Origin of the sequence: Paenibacillus sp. 2RAB27 (genome assembly GCF_052115445.1) — a bacterium.
Taxonomy (GTDB): Bacteria; Bacillota; Bacilli; order Paenibacillales; family NBRC-103111; genus Paenibacillus_E.
Genome location: NZ_JBFRGR010000046.1, coordinates 1 through 16,773, shown reverse-complemented (window position 1 = coordinate 16,773; position 16,773 = coordinate 1). Strand labels below are relative to the sequence as shown.

General features: G+C 47.6%; 11 protein-coding genes, 1 pseudogene and 1 riboswitch. Of the genes and pseudogenes, 4 read left to right on the top strand and 8 right to left on the bottom strand.

The window, feature by feature from the left end; translation table 11 throughout:
• The first annotated feature begins 43 nt into the window (after window positions 1-43).
• From AB4114_RS32095 to queF, 3 genes are all read left to right on the top strand, one after another.
• Entirely contained in the window at window positions 44-1,054 is a 1,011-nt protein-coding gene (locus AB4114_RS32095; RefSeq protein ID WP_441992051.1) for a Gfo/Idh/MocA family protein, read from the top strand.
• Complete coding sequence (locus tag AB4114_RS32090) at window positions 1,051-2,037, top strand: Gfo/Idh/MocA family protein (RefSeq protein WP_441992050.1); 987 nt, start codon at window positions 1,051-1,053, stop codon at window positions 2,035-2,037. Before AB4114_RS32095 ends, AB4114_RS32090 begins: the two co-directional genes overlap by 4 nt.
• A gap of 133 nt (window positions 2,038-2,170) precedes the next feature.
• Window positions 2,171-2,214, top strand: a riboswitch (PreQ1 riboswitch).
• Between the two features lie 10 nt (window positions 2,215-2,224).
• The gene (gene queF, locus AB4114_RS32085; protein ID WP_171633131.1) at window positions 2,225-2,722 is read left to right on the top strand and encodes a preQ(1) synthase; all 498 of its coding nucleotides are present in this window, start codon (window positions 2,225-2,227) and stop codon (window positions 2,720-2,722) included.
• Between the two features lie 70 nt (window positions 2,723-2,792).
• Here queF and AB4114_RS32080 read toward each other — a convergent pair whose 3' ends face one another.
• From AB4114_RS32080 to AB4114_RS32045, 8 genes and pseudogenes are all read right to left on the bottom strand, one after another.
• Entirely contained in the window at window positions 2,793-7,376 is a 4,584-nt protein-coding gene (locus tag AB4114_RS32080; RefSeq protein WP_441992049.1) for an S-layer homology domain-containing protein, read from the bottom strand.
• A 1,104-nt stretch (window positions 7,377-8,480) separates the two neighbouring features.
• Window positions 8,481-8,714, bottom strand: coding sequence for a hypothetical protein (locus AB4114_RS32075; RefSeq protein WP_173110707.1), 234 nt, complete (start codon window positions 8,712-8,714; stop codon window positions 8,481-8,483).
• Between the two features lie 53 nt (window positions 8,715-8,767).
• Window positions 8,768-10,825 carry a molybdopterin oxidoreductase family protein gene (locus AB4114_RS32070; protein WP_441992048.1) on the bottom strand — a complete coding sequence of 686 codons (2,058 nt, stop codon included), beginning with the start codon at window positions 10,823-10,825 and terminating at the stop codon, window positions 8,768-8,770.
• Window positions 10,826-10,920: 95 nt separating this feature from the next.
• Window positions 10,921-11,805 carry an L-serine ammonia-lyase, iron-sulfur-dependent, subunit alpha gene (gene sdaAA / locus AB4114_RS32065; RefSeq protein WP_441992047.1) on the bottom strand — a complete coding sequence of 295 codons (885 nt, stop codon included), beginning with the start codon at window positions 11,803-11,805 and terminating at the stop codon, window positions 10,921-10,923.
• Window positions 11,802-12,482 (bottom strand): L-serine ammonia-lyase, iron-sulfur-dependent subunit beta, encoded by a 681-nt coding sequence (gene sdaAB / locus AB4114_RS32060; RefSeq protein ID WP_441992046.1) that lies wholly within the window; start codon window positions 12,480-12,482, stop codon window positions 11,802-11,804. Before sdaAB ends, sdaAA begins: the two co-directional genes overlap by 4 nt.
• 1,153 nt (window positions 12,483-13,635) lie before the next feature.
• Window positions 13,636-14,277: a ThuA domain-containing protein gene (locus tag AB4114_RS32055; protein WP_441992045.1), complete on the bottom strand. Its 642-nt coding sequence runs from the start codon at window positions 14,275-14,277 to the stop codon at window positions 13,636-13,638.
• A gap of 37 nt (window positions 14,278-14,314) precedes the next feature.
• The gene (locus AB4114_RS32050; protein ID WP_441992044.1) at window positions 14,315-15,046 is read right to left on the bottom strand and encodes an SDR family NAD(P)-dependent oxidoreductase; all 732 of its coding nucleotides are present in this window, start codon (window positions 15,044-15,046) and stop codon (window positions 14,315-14,317) included.
• A 61-nt stretch (window positions 15,047-15,107) separates the two neighbouring features.
• Window positions 15,108-15,452 (bottom strand): annotated as a pseudogene (locus AB4114_RS32045) (aldo/keto reductase); the annotation flags it as partial.
• Window positions 15,453-15,591: 139 nt separating this feature from the next.
• On the opposite strand from AB4114_RS32045, the gene AB4114_RS32040 reads away from it, so the two are divergent.
• Window positions 15,592-16,452 (top strand): helix-turn-helix domain-containing protein, encoded by an 861-nt coding sequence (locus tag AB4114_RS32040; protein ID WP_441992043.1) that lies wholly within the window; start codon window positions 15,592-15,594, stop codon window positions 16,450-16,452.
• Window positions 16,453-16,773 lie beyond the last annotated feature (321 nt).

Below are 16,773 nucleotides of genomic sequence, written 5' to 3'. Positions count from 1 at the left end.
TAGTTACATATTTTCATACGATAATATGAGGAGTGAATTTGGCATGAAAATAGCGATCGTTGGTTGCGGGGGGATKGGGAATGTGCACGCCCTCAGCTATGTCAATATGCCTGATGTGGAGTTGACAGGTGTATGCGATCTGGATATCGAGCTAGCACAAGCACTTTCCCTTAAGACAGGAGCACCTGCTTTTACATCTTTTGAAGCCATGCTGAATGAGGCTGATTTCGATGTCGTCAGTGTGACACTGCCAAGCTACTTACATAAGGAATATACGTTAAAAGCGGCACAAGCCGGTAAACATGTGATATGCGAGAAACCACTTGCCCTTAATTTAGAGGATGCAGCAGCTATGATCCAAGGTTGCGAGCAATACGGCGTCCGCTTGTTTGTCGGACACGTCGTTCGATTCTTCCCTGAATATGTACAAATGAAGCAAGCCATCGATGAGGGCAAGTTAGGACGCGTCGGCGTCATTCATGCCAAACGAATCGGTTCACACCCTGGTGATGTCAGACCATGGTTCAAAGATTTCACTAAAAGTGGAGGCGTCATTGCCGATCTCATGATCCACGATATTGATTTTCTGCGTTGGGCCGTCGGCGAAGTGAAATCCGTCTATGCCTTGAATCAACGTGTCAACGACTTGGATTATGCGCTAGTCACTCTTCTTTTTGAAAATGGAGCTGTCGCCAACGTGGAAGCCTTCTGGGGTTACCAAGGGCCGTTCCAAACCGCCGTGGAAATTGCAGGCAGCAAAGGCATAATCCGCAGCGACAGCCAAAAAAGCAGTTCCCTGCACATCTGCAAAGCCCCTTCCGATTCAGAAGGCAGACGTTTCGCGGAAGTTCCGCAAAGTCCGGGATACGCTAGTCCCTATAATTTGGAGATTGCCCATTTCATTCAGTGCATACGAGATGGAAGCGAGCCCATCGTTACTGCGAACGATGCCTATAAAGCACTAGAAATTACGATGGCTGCGCTGGAATCGGTTCGCACGGGGAAATCTGTCCAACTGAAGACGAGCTGGGCGTTCGGGGAGGAAACAATATGAAGAAATTAAAAGTAGGTATGATCAGTTTCGCGCACGGCCATGCATACTCTTATTTGGAATCACTACGAGCAATCCCGCAGGTGGAGGTCACGGGTTTTGCAGATGAGAGTCACAGCCGCGCGGAAAAAGTAACCGCTGCATACGGCTTGCCTCATTATGAACATTATCAGGATTTACTCGCCACGGATCTGGATGCTGTTGTCATTTGTTCCGAAAATGTCCATCACGCAGAGATCACGATAGCAGCAGCGAAAGCCGGCAAACACGTGCTATGTGAAAAACCGCTTGGCGTTTCGGTCTCGGAAATGGAGGCCATGATTGCTGCCTGTAAAGAAAACGGTGTTCAATTGATGACGGCTTTCCCTTGCCGCTATTTGGCCTCGGTTGTTAAAGCCAAGGAGGCAATCGAACAGGGTGAAATCGGAGAGATCGTAGCCATCAAGGGAACCAATCGCGGCTCTCTTCCTTCCGGCTGGTTCCTTCAATCCGAGCTATCCGGCGGCGGTGCCTTATTAGATCATACTGTACACGTCATGGACTTGATGAATTGGATGACCCAATCCGAAGTGAAAGAAGTCTATGCTTACGCTGCTACATTATTCAATGAAAATTTAGAGATCGATGATGCGGGGATGATCCATGTCAAATTCGCTAATGGGGTAATCGGCGTCTTAGACACAAGCTGGTCGCGGAATGCCTCTTTCCCAACATGGGGAGATGTGACGATGACGATTGTGGGTACGAAAGGAACGCTCTCCATCGATGCTTTTGCTCAAAAGAATGAGCTATATAGCTTAGATAACGGGAAGGGCCAATGGAATTTCTGGGGTGACTCCATGGATGCTTACTTAGTGAAAGCATTTGTTMAAGCGTTGCTGAATGGCGAACAGGTGCCGATCACAGGGGAAGATGGATTACGTTCAACCGTTGTCGCCTTAGCGGGTTACAAATCCGTGGCACTAGGCCAACCCGTGTTGCTATAAGCGTGAGCTAGACGATATGTGCAAGTCAGTAATTATTGCCACTCGGTTCAAAGATGCTTTTTCCTGCAAAATATGATACATTTCATGAAATAGGAAGTCACCTCTATGAGCGGACCTACGGACCTATCTGCTTATAGAAGAGGTTCGCAAACTCCCTCTCTAAAAAACTATGAAATGAGGATTACCAATGGCAGGAAGAAGCAATGAAGACTTGAAAGACATTACCCTTTTAGGTAATCAAGGCACGAAATACATTTTCAATTATGATCCTACACTCTTGGAAGCATTTGATAATAAACACCCAGATCGGGCCTATTTCGTCAAATTTAACTTCCCGGAATTCACAAGCTTATGTCCTGTAACTGGACAACCGGATTTCGCTACCCTCTACATTTCGTATATTCCTACGATCAAAATGGTGGAAAGCAAGTCCCTGAAACTTTACCTATTCAGCTTCCGCAATCACGGTGATTTCCACGAGGATTGTGTCAATATTATTATGAACGATCTCATCGAATTGATGAATCCGCGTTATATCGAGGTATGGGGCAAGTTCACGCCTCGCGGCGGTATCTCCATTGATCCTTATTGTAACTGGGGTCAACCAGGTACGAAGTACGAAACAATGGCTGAGCATCGCTTGATGAATCATGATCTGTATCCAGAGAAAATTGATAACCGCTAAGATACCAGCGGAAAATAAAAAGCTTGATCAATCCCAAATGGGACTTGACCAAGCTTTTTTCTTGTTTTGCCTACTTCGTAAAATTTAGGATTTGCAATAAGCGCTGTAGGAGTACTGCACTTTGTGCTCTTGTTGCATCCTTCTCTGGATCAAATGAAGTGGGGCTCATGCCCTCCATCAACTGCAGTTGAACTAAACGTTGAACCGCGTCAGTCGACCATGATTTAATTTGCTTCTGATCTGTGAATGCAAGCACATTGCCTGTTGCTTGTTGAGGATCATACCCAGCAGCCTGCAGCGCCCGATCGATCATGACAGCCATTTCCTCACGTGAAATCGTCTGATTAGGTCGGAACGTACCATCTTCGTACCCCGTGATGATTCCGCCTTCTACAGCAGCATTTACGGAATCATTAAACCAATCCGTAAGGCTCAAATCTTTGAAAGCCGTATTCGCATGCGATGACTTGATGCCGAGCGTCCGGGTGAGAAGCGTTGCCAGCTCTGCACGTGTGATTGGTTGATCTGGACGGAACTCCTCTTTGGAAACACCTTGAACAAGCCATTTATTCGCCATACGCTCAATGCCATCTTTTGCCCAATGCTTATTCGTATCGGTAAACGAAATATTCGTTTCAATTAATAGAAACGTCTCATTCGAATGACTATAAAGGGTCACTTCTCCCGATTTCACCTTAAACGGCACGGGTTCATACGTCGTATTTCCTTGCGCATCCTTGACTACTCTAACGGCTGCAAGATTACGTTCGTTGATCGCTTGATCTACCTGTACGGTATACGGTACATAAGTATTGAAGCTGGAAATAGGTGCTGATTTCCCGTCTCCTGCGACTGCCTTCATCGTGAAATCGATTGCGTTCAATACGTTGAATCCAGCAGCATTTGCTTGTGCTAAAGCGTTGTCGTTCTTACTAATAGTCACTTGGACCTGAGCTAATTGAGACATATTCAACTGATTGAGAGGGAGTTTCACGCTTCCAATTTCTGTTTCAATCGTCGCGGATGGGATGCCGTTCAACTTCTGCAGAGCCTGCTGATTCAGCGTAAGCTGTACCTGCCCTACATCGTTTGGCGAATCCACCACTATAGCAATTGGACCGCTCCCTTGTGCTTTTAAAATAGCGTCCAGCGTTTTTTCATCTAAAGTTGCTGTAGCTATGGGTTTACCATTAACCTCTGTGATGATGGCGTTTAGGCTATCCGAAGGGTTACTTGGCGGATTGCTACCAGCTGACGGTGAAGTTGATGGACTATTATCTCTAGTTACTTTCAGACGATATGTCTTCGTCAAAAGATCTTCTGAGGTAACTACAATTTCAATGACATTGTCACCTACTTGTAGTTGAATTGCATTGGAAGCCGATCCGCTTTCGACAGTTGTTCCATTTACAGTTACTTTAGCCGCACTGTTAGCTACCGTCGGTGTTACTTGTATTTCAGTTACCCCATTAGATACATTCGATGTATACTCCGTTTTAGCCTCGTCAAATATTGGACTTAACGTTCCTGCACTGATGGCTAGGTTACTTAAATTATTATTTGTTGATACAACGCGTGTAACTGTCAATTGATAAGTCTTCGTCGATAGATCTTCTGCGGTAACTACAATCTCTATCTCATTGTCACCTACTTGTAATTGAATGGCATTGGAAGCTGTGCCACCTACGATAGAAGCTCCATTCACAGTCACCTTTGCTCCACTGTTGTTGGTTGTTGGCGTAATAAGAATCTCACTTATACCATCTGGCAAAATTGATGTATAAGCTTTTGTAGCCGCATCAAATGTTGGACTTAACGTTCCTGCGCTGATTTCCAAAATGCTTAACGTGTTGTCCGTCGAAGGCCATATTTCCGTTGCCGTCACGCCTACAGCTTTATCATAATCTGTTCCGACATTGTTTAAGATATTTTTACTTACATGAATATTAGTTCCTGCCTGCAATTGAATCCCGTTTGTATTTCCTGTAATGATATTCCCTATTATTTGTACGTCTTGAGGATCTCCAGCACCTACAAAATTAGCATTTTGGTCACCTTTATCGTGTTCAAGTAAAATTCCCCAGTAGTTGGTCGCCGTATTATTACGAATGATGTTATTCAGTATGCGAGTACCTGGTCCATTTTGAATATTAATGCCTGCTGCATTATTTACGGATGTCGTATTTTCAATAATATTATTTTCAATCAGCGTTTCTGGCGTTCCCATCGTTACAACAATACCTTCTCGCGAATTGCGGATTAGATTGTCATGAATATGGTTCTTAGGGCCAGATTTACTATGATTAGTGGGAGCAGTCCCACCCGTATTCCCAAGACCTACACCTCCACCAGTATAAATATTTTCAATGGTATTGTCGTAAACCTCATTTAAGTATTCAAGCTCGCCATGTAGATCGATAGAGTCTAATTTAGTATTTATATAATGATTATTTCTTAGAGCATTATTGTGCGCGACATTTTGGATTAGGGAACCATGACGTAAATACGGTCCTTCAAACGTTGAATCTTCAACAACATTCCAATACGTATCATTGTCGAAACCAAGTCGATCCACCTTAGGCATACCTTGGATGGAAGTTCCGTATCCCGCTCCGCCTCCGCCTAAATCTGTTGCATTACGGAAGGTACTATGACGAACGATAACATCATGGCTATTTTCAATTCGAATCGCCATACGTCTAAAACGTTCAACGGTAACATGATCAATCGTCACATTAAAAGATGGCGTATCCCCGTAGTTGGCAATAGCAATACTGCTATCTGGCCCCCCAGCATCTGGATTATTTGTAGCATGTTCAAGTGAAAACGAGCGATTCCACGTTGAAGTGATCGTCAAGTTAGAAACCACAATGTCGTGTTGACTTGATGACTTCACAACCGAACTATTTTTAATATCATCGATGCTGGACTTCAAAATAGTTCCTACTTCACTTTCGCCGCGTAAATTCACACCGGACTTCAACTTCAAATTTACAAATCCATCAGGTGTAGTAATTAGGTTATACACACCGTTTGGTAGGTAGACTTCATCTCCTGGTGAAGCAGCATTAATTGCATTTTGAATGCCTACACGGTCATCATTAGAATTATCAGCAAGATCCACACCATAACTAGTTACATTAATGATTGATCCAGTGACAGGATTCGGTGTATGTAGCAGATGTACAGTACCGTCTGGATTCGTTAATCCCGCTTTGGTGAAAGGCACTGCTCCCGGAGGTGCAGTAGGTGTAATATTCGGAACAATAGCAACTGGCGTGTCTCCAGTCACATAGGGTGCATAGATCATGACATCTGTTAAGCTGGTAAACGTACTGCCATCTGAATTTCCATGTCCGACGATTCGAACGAAACGAGCATCCGTATCTGGAATATCGAACGCCTGCATATTCGCTGTGGTAGCACGACTGTTTCCACTAAAAACGTTTGTCCATGTTATTGCATCATTAGATGTCTCAATATCTAGCCGTGTAGAACGTAGATCACCTTTATAAAAAGCGATGCCTAAATAGCCAATTCGTTTCGTTTGACCTAAATCAAACATGATATACTGGCCGTCACCCGAAGCTGACCAACGGCTGAATAAGTTATTATCCAAGGTGTTGCTCTCTACATTTCCGTCGCTGCTGCTGGCATTCACTTCTACGACTGGAATGGGGATCACAGGTGCCGCTAAGGTTGTTGTGCTGTAGATTAGCGGCTGCGTGGAATAGTTACCAGCAACATCACCCGCGTAGACAGCATAGGTAACACTTGATTGAGGGGTTAAACCTTGCGCTGTGTAATAGGTACTGCCGACAACAGTTTGAATTAACGTGTCGTTCTGATAAACCTTATAATTAGAAACTGCGTTATTATCTGTAGCGGCTGGCCAAGCTAGTTGGACAAAGTCTGTCCCTAAATTTATGGACTTTAAAGCAGCGCCATTAGGCCATTGCGGCGGTATTGTGTCGCTTTGAACAACACGTTTCACAAGAAGCTGCGTTTCTGGGTTAGAGGCTGAAGTATTATCTTTGGAATACAGGTTTACGGATTTCCCTGTTACCAAGGAATCTGCTACCACGAAACTTACAACCCCATCCGCCAAGTGTCGTCTAACATAATCGGAAACATCAATATCATGATAGATAGGCTTACCACCATTGAGTGTGGTTATCGTAAATTGACCTACCTGTTCCATTTGCGATAGATCTTTTTGAAGCGTAGAGGCATTATTCCATGTAAATGTGTTTTCCCGCCATGAATTATCGGTTAATCCGAAAACTTGCAAATCTGCTGTGGTCAAACTGCTTCCTAGTTTAGCTGAAACCTGCAAAATGTATTTGTAGCTAAGATCTGATGCACTAGTCACATCAAACTTAAAATACATCTGTTTCTTTTGCGTACTGCTAGTTGAGACACTGAATAACCCATCCGTTGATCCATTTTTTCTATCATAGACCGTATCTAATACAGATGGCACCTCGATATCAGGTGTCTTCCAATGGATCGCACCATCTTCTGCAGGAGGCAGCGCGCTAACAACCACCTCTKGATCAGCCGCCATACCAGCGACAGGAAGTAGTAATAGCGAAAATATCATTGAACAAATCAACATGATGCTTATCTTACTTTTGAAAAGATGAAATTTCATTCCGACAAAACTCCTTATCGTTTATATTTCGTCCATTGTAAGCGTATACAAAAATGATCATACTCGCTTTCTCCGCAATTGAATTGTCATTTATTTAGGTTAGGGAGTGGATAAATTAGGATTTCGTATCAAAACACCTCTATCGAGGCCATTCCACGACGAGCAAAGACAACTGACGGCGGGGGACTGCCACTGCGCACAATTTTTGTGCGCTAGCGTGCGACTGACGCCGGCGGACTGCTCTAGCGCACAATTTTTGTGCGCTAGCGTGCGATTGCCGGCGGGGGAATGCTCTTGCGCGCAATTTTTGTGCGCTAGTGTGCGACTGCCGCCGGCAGATTGCCGTTGCGCACAATTTTTGTGCGCTAGCGTGCGACTGCCAGCCGGCGGATTGCTCTTGCGCACAATTTTTGTGCGCTAGCGTGCGACTGCCGGCGCGGGACTGTTCTTGCGCACAATTTTTGTGCGCTAGCGTGCGACTGCCGGCGACAGACTGCCATTGCGCACAATTTTTGTGCGCTAGCGTGCGACTGCCAGCCGGCGGATTGCCATTGCGCACAAATTTTTGTGCGCTAGTGTGCGACTGCCGGCGAAGGACTGCTCTTGCGCACAATTTTTTGCGCTAGCGTGCGACTGCCGGCGGGGGACTGCTCTTGCGCACAATTTTTGTGCGCTAGTGTGCGACTGCCGCCGGCGGAATGCCCTTGCGCACAATTTTTGTGCGCTAGCATGCGACTGTCGCCGGCAGACTGCCATTGCGCACAATTTTTGTGCGCTAGCGTGCGACTCCCGGCGGGGGACTGCCATTGCGCACAAATTTTTGTGCGCTAGTGTGCGACTGCCGGCGAAGGACTGCCCTTGCGCACAATTTTTGTGCGCTAACGTGCGACTGCCGCCGGCGGAATGCCATTGCGCACAATTTTTGTGCGCTAGCGTGCGACTGCCCGCCGGAAGAATGCCGTTGCGCACAATTTTTGTGCGCTAGTGCGCGACTGACGGCGGCGGAATCTCTAGCGCACAATTTTTGTGCGCTATACTTTCTGGCGTGGCAAAAAAACCGATCCAAAAGGATCGGTTAGGTGCTCAATTCCAATTTTCTACCACTTAGTACAAAGGTTGTGGTGTATAAGGCTGCGGGCATTGCGGGTATGGCAAAATATCTCTCACTTGATTAAACGTATAATGTTTAGTTGCGAATTGTGTATGGTATAAATATTCAATGACGTAGATCGATCCACCTTGTACACTGCACAGAATGCCGGATACTCCGGTACCATCCATCAGGGAAATACCAACGGGCCTCCCGATTAAGGCGTAAGCTTTTTGCTGAATAGGCATAAGTCATCATCTCCTGATGTACCGTATGCCGCTCGGCGCCCAAAGGTTCAAGCTCAGGTCAACTTTTCCACGCCTACCCTTCCCGAGAAAAAGGTCGCTCCGCCGCCCATATCGGCCACACGATCTGGCGTCAGGACATTCACGCGCGTTTTACTGCCTGGCGCATCTGCCCATAGCCCTTGACTGACAACGACACCGCGCCTCACATCGCGACCAGCCATAACGACCAGCTCACACTCGCCGCGCTCGTTCCACACCCGTGCAAGATCGCCGCTGACCAAACCTAAAGCCGATGCATCGTCTTCATGCATATGCAGCTTCGGTATTTTCTCCATGCGGACATGCTTCTCATTATGCGCAAAAGTTGAATTCAAAAAGTTATGATTCGGCGCCGGAATGAACATAAATGGCAAATCACTAGTCTCAGCAAGCGGCACATACGTTGGAAGCGCTGGAAACCCCTTACTCGCCATGTCTGCCGAGTGTAGTTCAATTTTGCCACTAGGCGTCCGAAGTTTCCCAGGAAATAAGGGCAGAGTCGCCGCCTTCATGAATCCGGTATCCAACAAAGCATCGAACGATATGTCAGCCAATGCTGGATTGCCAGGATGGTGCAAAGCCTGACGAACCATGTCCTCATCGCTGTCCCGCAGCGCTTCATCCTCGTAGCCCATCATCGATGCAAGCAATCGGAACACATCCACATTCGCTTTGCTCTCACCATAAGGCGCAATCACCGGTAGCTGAAGGTGCACATAGTGATGCCAATAGGAGCGATAGAAGTCCGTATTTTCAAAAGAGGACGTAGCTGGCAACACAATATCCGCATACTTGGCTGTTTCCGTTAGGAACAGATCATGCACGACGGTGAATAAATCCTCTCGCTCCAGCCCCTCTTTCACTTTATTCGCATGAGGTGCGACCAACGCTGGGTTGGAATTATACACATATAGCGCATGGATAGGCGGATCTAACTCGAGTAAAGCGCTGCCCAGCAGGTTCATATTGATCTGACGCGCCTCCTTTGCACGCAAGTCCGGTCGCTGCAAGGCCGGTAAATTATGCTCCAAATAAGCGCCATTCCCTTTGATCGCGCCGCCGCCTTGATGCAGCCACTGCCCTGTTAACGCGGGTAAGCAAGCAATTGTTCGTACGCACATGCCGCCATTATCGTGGTGCTGAATCCCGTTCCCTATGCGAATAAAGGAAGGTGAAGTCTCACCATATAAACGAGCAAGGCGATAAATGTCCTCTACCGGCACGCCTGTAATCTCGGATACATTAGCAGGATCATATGACTTCACATGCTCCCTAAGCTCCTCATATCCTATCGTGAATTGCTCCAGGAAAACTTGATCCGTCAGATCCTCAGCGAACAGAATGTACATCATCCCTAGGGCCAGAGCCGCGTCCGTCCCGGGTAAAATGGGAATGAACCAGTCCGCCCAGCGGCCTGTTTGGTTCTTATGCGCATCGATGACGATGATTTGTGCGCCGTTTTTGCGGGCTTTCTCAGCCAGCATCACCTGATGCATATTCGTGCTGACCGCATTGATGCCCCACATGATGATCAGCTTCGCGTGCACCGTATCCTCGGGATCGGTCCCATAGCTGCCACCCATCGTATATTTATAGCCCTCAGTGCCGGCAGATTCGCAAATCGAATACAGCAGCCGGCTAGCTCCCATCCGGTGGAAGAAGCGACGATCCATGCCTTCCGTCCCAATCCGTCCCATATTGCCATAGAAACTATACGGCAATATGGCTTCTGGACCCTCCGAGGCAATCAATTCTTTCCAGCGACTCGTGATGGTGTCCAATGCCTCATCCCAGGAAATCCGCTCAAAAGAGGCCTCTTCCCCCTTGGGGCCGATACGTTTCATGGGATACTGCAGCCTTTTATCATCGTAAATACGTGCCGTCATGTTGCGAACTTTGTTGCAAATAGCTCCCTGTGTCACGGGGTGATCGGGATCTCCTTCTATTTTAACAATCTTCCCATCTTGTTTATGAAGCAATAAACCACACTGATCTGGACAGTCCAGAGGGCAGACGGCTGGAAAAATACCTTGTTGTTCTTCCGTCATAGTGGTAGTCATTGGTGTGCGCATGATCCTCTTCCTTTCAACCTCAATATGTCTACTATATACCGAAATGGAGGGAAGTTAAAATAAAAAGCCTGCGGGTATCCCCACAGACTTTAGAGTCACTTTTTTTTACTTAAATTCAGTTCCTTCATAATTTTGCGCCCTGTTGGTGTCTGAGCTAGGCCGCCTTTGGCCGTTTCCCGATGCTTCTCCGGCATGGCCATGCCCACTTCGTACATGACTTGGACGACCTCATCGGAAGGGATCACAGATCGGACGCCGGCCAATGCCATATCGGCTGCCGCCATGGCGTTAACCGCACCGAATCCGTTGCGAACGATGCATGGGATTTCCACCAGTCCGCCTACAGGATCGCAGATCAATCCAAGTGTATTCTTAAGCGCAAGCCCTACTGCATGCATCGCTTGTTCTGGCGTTCCGCCGCGTAGCTCAACAAGTGCACCAGCCGCCATCCCGATCGCAGAGCCAACTTCGGCCTGACATCCGCCTTCCGCACCAGAAACAAATGAGTTGTTTGCGATCACATAACCAATTGCACCCGCACATAGCAGCCCTTTCACCAGATGATCATCCTCCCAGCCAAAACGTTGCTGCGAACTGATAAATACACCTGGAATGATCCCGCACGAGCCCGCTGTTGGCGTCGCAATAATTCGCCCCATGGATGCGTTAACCTCCGAAACGGCTAGCGCATAAGCCATCGCCTTGCATGCCTCTTCTCCGAGCGAAGCCTCCGTTGTCGTGAGGTAGGAGGCGACACGCTGCGCATCCTTCCCTGTTAATCCGCTTTGCGATGTCGTGTCCTCGGTCAGGCCTTTGGCCACCGCCTCTTTCATGATTTGATAGTACGCTCGCATCTTCTCAAATACATACTCAGGCGATTTCCCTGATTCGTGACTTTGATCAGCCAGCATCACTTCCGCTATGGTCAAGCCTTCTGCTGCGCATACCTCGGCAAGTTGCTTTAATGTCCGGAATCTCATGCGTCACCTCTTTCTGCAAGATCCACTTTTCTAACGTCGGTGATCATGTTCAACCGCAGCATTTGTTCAACTAAAGCAGCTGGAATGGATGCATCCGTCTCAATGACCGTCATCGCTTCTCGGTTGCGCCCTTTTCGATCCAAATCCATAAAGCCAATATTGATTAGATTGCTGCCTAACAGCGTTGTAATATCTGCAATCATTCCTGGCCGGTCATGATGTGAAATGACCAATGTCGGATAATTCGCTGTGAATTTCACATCAAATTGATCAACATTAATTATTTCTACATTGCCTCCTCCGATCGAGGCGCCTCTCATGCTGACTTTCCGCGATTCTGAGGTAAGTACAATACCCACCGTGTTCGGATGATCAGCTTTATCTTTACTAATATGAAAAGCTACAGCGACGCCTAACGCTTCTGCCTCATCTGCCGCTTGAGGAATACGTGGATCATCTGTCTCAAAATCCAAAATCCCGCCAACCAGCGCGAGATCCGTGCCATGCCCTCGATACGTATCCGCGAAGGATCCGTATAACGTGATCTCTGCTTTGAGCGGCAGCTCGCCTAGCAGCTGCCTGGCGACGCGTCCCAAGCGTATCGCACCCGCGGTATGCGAGGAGGAGGGACCGATCATCGAGGGACCGATGATGGAAAACACATCTTTAAAACGCATCACACAGCGCTCCAATCCTAAGGTGTTACTTACTATCTTCTCCTATTGTATGAAAGGGGACATATAAAAGACAAGTCTTTAAATTGACTATATAAAAGTATTATACTTATTAAATAGGCGCCTTGGTTACTTCACCTTATGAAGGACATTGGCTCACCATTTAGCGGCGTTTATAGGGGGCTAATCAGGGGATTGCTGCGCTAACGGACACCATGGACAGTAATTCTTGCTTAGCGGCCCTTTTGGGGAGCTAACGGACACCACAGGCGTTATTGTAGCATAAAGTGCTGTTTGATGGCAGATATCGGGCGAATAGAGGCACTCGTGTCCGTTAGAAATTTCAAGACCTCGATTACTTACAAATAGCGTTTCCTCTGTCCGTTAGAAATTCCAAACCCTCGATTACTCACAAATATCGTCCACAGTGTCCGTCAGGAATTCCAAACCTTCAATTACTCAACAAATAACATCTCCTGTGTCCATTAGCGGGGGGCTGGTTCGGGGGTCGGGGTGCCGGGGGTCGGGGTCGGGGTCGGGGTCGGGGTGCCGGGGGTGCGGGGCCCGGGTGCGAGGCCCTTACTGCCAATATGAGTAGTGAGTAGTAAGGAAAGTAAATTTTTGAGTGTAATGAGTAGTGAGGATAAAGAGGAGAATGTGGAGTAATGAGTAGCATACAAGTCCTCTAACCCTATCAAAAATGCAAAAGAGCACTTTTCGAATGGTTTTCCCCGCCGTTATTGGAAATTGATGCACATAGGCATCAATTTGGAGTAATTTCAGGAGATACTCATGATTACGTTAAAAAGGTTGCCTATTTGCACGCATTTGTCAATTTCAACCAAAAATTGGTAGGAAAGGTTGTACATTTGCATTTTTGAGAAATGGGAGAGACCCATTCCAACACGCCGCTTTGTCTCCACGCCTACAACCCTCTGCTCGCCCCTACGCCAGCAGCAGCTCGTCCGGAATGCCATCCGCTCACCTAACCTATCCAGACAACATTCGGGTTGGGGTTGGGGTTCGGGTACGGGTTCGGGTTCGGGTTCGGGTACGAGTTGCATGACGAGTGCGAGCATGATGAATAGAACGCACACAAGAACCAGCGCCTATCCAGGCGCTGGTTCTTGTGTATTACATGGAGACAAATGTCAACTTAACTTAGTGGCACACCTGCTGCCCAAAAGCCCGCAGATCGAATCCACTTCCCATAAGCCTCCGATTGAAAGGATGGTGGATGATGGCCGGGCATCAGGTAAACGACCCTGCCCAATCCATATGTGCGCGTCCAAGCTGCAGGCCATTCTTGGCCTTCATGCGTGTAGGTAAGAAGAAGCTCGATCGGTGCGAACGGATCTAGTTCGAAACGGTACGGCTCTTCGTCCATCACGAACGGCTCAAGTCCCTCCATCAACGGATGATTGCTCTCGGTCTTCGTGAAGGGGAGTGTGGTGTAAGCCGGATGCCCCGTGAAACGAGCTCCGATCAACTGGCTAAGCTCCGGGCTGCCCTGGATGGAGATGCCGTTATGGATGACCAGCAGTCCGCCACCACTAGCAACATACTGAAGGAGGCCTGCTGCTTCCTCGGTCGCAGGTACTTTCCCCCAAATATCTAAGTATGAAACAACTAACGGATAGGGCTGGAGGATATCCAATTTCAGGTGACCGGTCCCTTCTACCGCTTTCACTTGAAAAGACGCTCCAAGATTATCGATAATTAGCTCCTGCACCGCCCGCAACGTATGGTACGGTGCATCGTCGTTATTGCCTAGAAGCAAGGTAGGCATGCTTGCCATACGAATCCATCTCCTTTTTACTTCATGTCACCCTATCTTACCACGGCCATTGTCCGCCTTGGTAATCGCTCAGTGCCAACGCCTGATCCGGCCAATCGGGTCCGAGCCGCTGTTCGACGAGGCCGAGAATGTGCTGAGCAGATTGCTCTGGCGACAGGTTGGCAGACGTATCAAGCTCCCCCTTCATGTAGGACTGTACATGCCCGGGATGCACAACCAGCACTTTACCGCCTAGCGGAGAAATTTGGTTATGAACGAGCTGCGATTGCATATTGAGCGCAGCCTTGGACATGCAGTAGGCATACCAAGCTGTTCGCTTACAAGCCCCGATGCTGCCTGCTTCGGACGAGATGTTCACAATCATCTTGTCATTGCTTTTTAAAATGAGATCCATCAGTCCATTCGTCATACGCAATGCGCCAAGTGTGTTCACGCGGAACACTTCCTCGATGTCTTCAAAATCTAGCTCATCCTGAATCGTGGAGGTAATGTTACCTAGGATGGCACCATTATTTATGAGCAGATCAAGCTGCTCCGTTTCAGCAGCCACCGTACGCAGTGCTTCCGCTACACTCTTCGCATCGCTAATGTCTAGACGAATAGGACGCAACCGTTTACCATAGACGGCCTCCAACTCTTGCAATGCCTGACATTCCTCCGCATACTGCCCTGCCCATACATCATAACCTCTTGCTAAAAGTCCTTTGACCAAAGCGAGGCCTAGCCCGCGGTCTGCTCCGGTGACCAAGGCCCAACGATTGTTCTTCATAGACACAGCTCCTTACATTTATTTGTAAAAGTAACCGACATACCTCACGGTAGCTAACGCCTTACCAGGCATATGCCTCGGGAGCCGCTCCGCCTGGCCCTGGGAAAATACGATCCAACTCCTTCAGTGTCGCTTCATCTAGCTTAATTTCTACCGCTCGAAGCGTGTCCAGCAGCTGCTCCACCGTACGCGGCCCGATAATTGGCGCTGTAACGGCAGGGTTGGCGAGAAGCCAAGCTAATGCCACATGCGCGGGTTTTTCACCTAGATCGCCGCACAAGCTTACAAATTCTTCCAGCTGATTGCGATGCTTAGCTACGAGCGCCTCACTTTGTCTGCTTCTTCGCGTACCTTTGTCAGCTGAAAGGCCATTGCCGCCAAGCAGTCCACCCGCTAGCGGACTAAATGGACGTCGGTCTAAAATCTTCTGCAGTAATCGGTTCGTTCATTCTAGTCCATATCGGAAGTCACTGCTATAATACAATGGAAGAACTATATAGCATAAAGACATATTTTCTTTCAATACGTATAGGGAGCAGCTGCCGATGGCCAACCATAAAATTGCACAGTACTCGATTGAAGCCCAACAGGATATCCAATTCTATTACACGGGCACGGAACAATGCGTCGGGGGCCAGTTTTGGGGACCAGCGATTAAGCAGAGCTATAAAATCTTCTATATTCACAGTGGCAAGGGGATTTATCGCGTCGGCGATGAAACGTATCACTTATCTCAGGGACATGTTTTTCTGATATCTCCCTATGTCGTTTCTTTTTTTCAGGCGGATGAGAAGGAGCCATGGAACTTTTCGTGGGTCGCATTCGGCGGTGGCATCGTCCAAGATTATTTGCGGCAAGCTGGCTTTACACCAGACAATCCCGTCATTACATGCGATCGCGAGTTGGAAATCAGGCAGTGCTTCAACAAACTGTTTGATGCGAACCAACAGGTCTACAGCAAACCGTTGCAGTTGACTTCGGCGCTGTATGCCTTTCTAGCTTTGTTGCTGGAGTCCTCTCAACAGGAGTCCTCCTTCTCGCAGCAGAAAACTATGAAAGACTTGTACGTGGCGCAGGCGATCTCTTTTATGAAAAACAACTACACCCGAACGATTACGATCGAGGAAATGGCGCAAACGCTGGGGCTCAGCCGTAAATATATCACGAGCCTTTTCAAAGCTGCCATCGGGACACCGCCTCAGCACTACTTAGGCGAGATCCGTCTGAGCAAAGCGTGTGAGCTGCTGACGAGTACGTCACTTTCGATTAAGGAGATCGCATACTCTGTAGGGTATACGGATCAGCTGCATCTTAGTCGGATGTTCAAGAAATTGCATGGCATCTCACCCAGCCAGTATCGGGATGGCATCCAGCCGCCAACCAGCCAACTGTCACAAACAAATTAAATGGATTTTGTGTTGTTATTTTTACTGATTCTCGCCATTTTGGCGCAGTAGATGTATTTCTTACAGTTAATTTGAGCGAAAATCAACCAAACCACTATTTGCGCTCAAATTAGATGCATTTTTTCCATTTATTAAATAAAACTCATGTTAATTAGCAAAAATAACTGTATATATTCAGGCTGTCGAGTAAAGCGCTTTCATGAAACTTTCAATACCCTCCAATTTGCTTTCCACGCATATTTACATGCAATAAAAAAGATCCCCCTTTTGTTTGCGCACTTCGCAAGCTGTCGGGCGATCTTTTTTATGTTTTGTGCTACT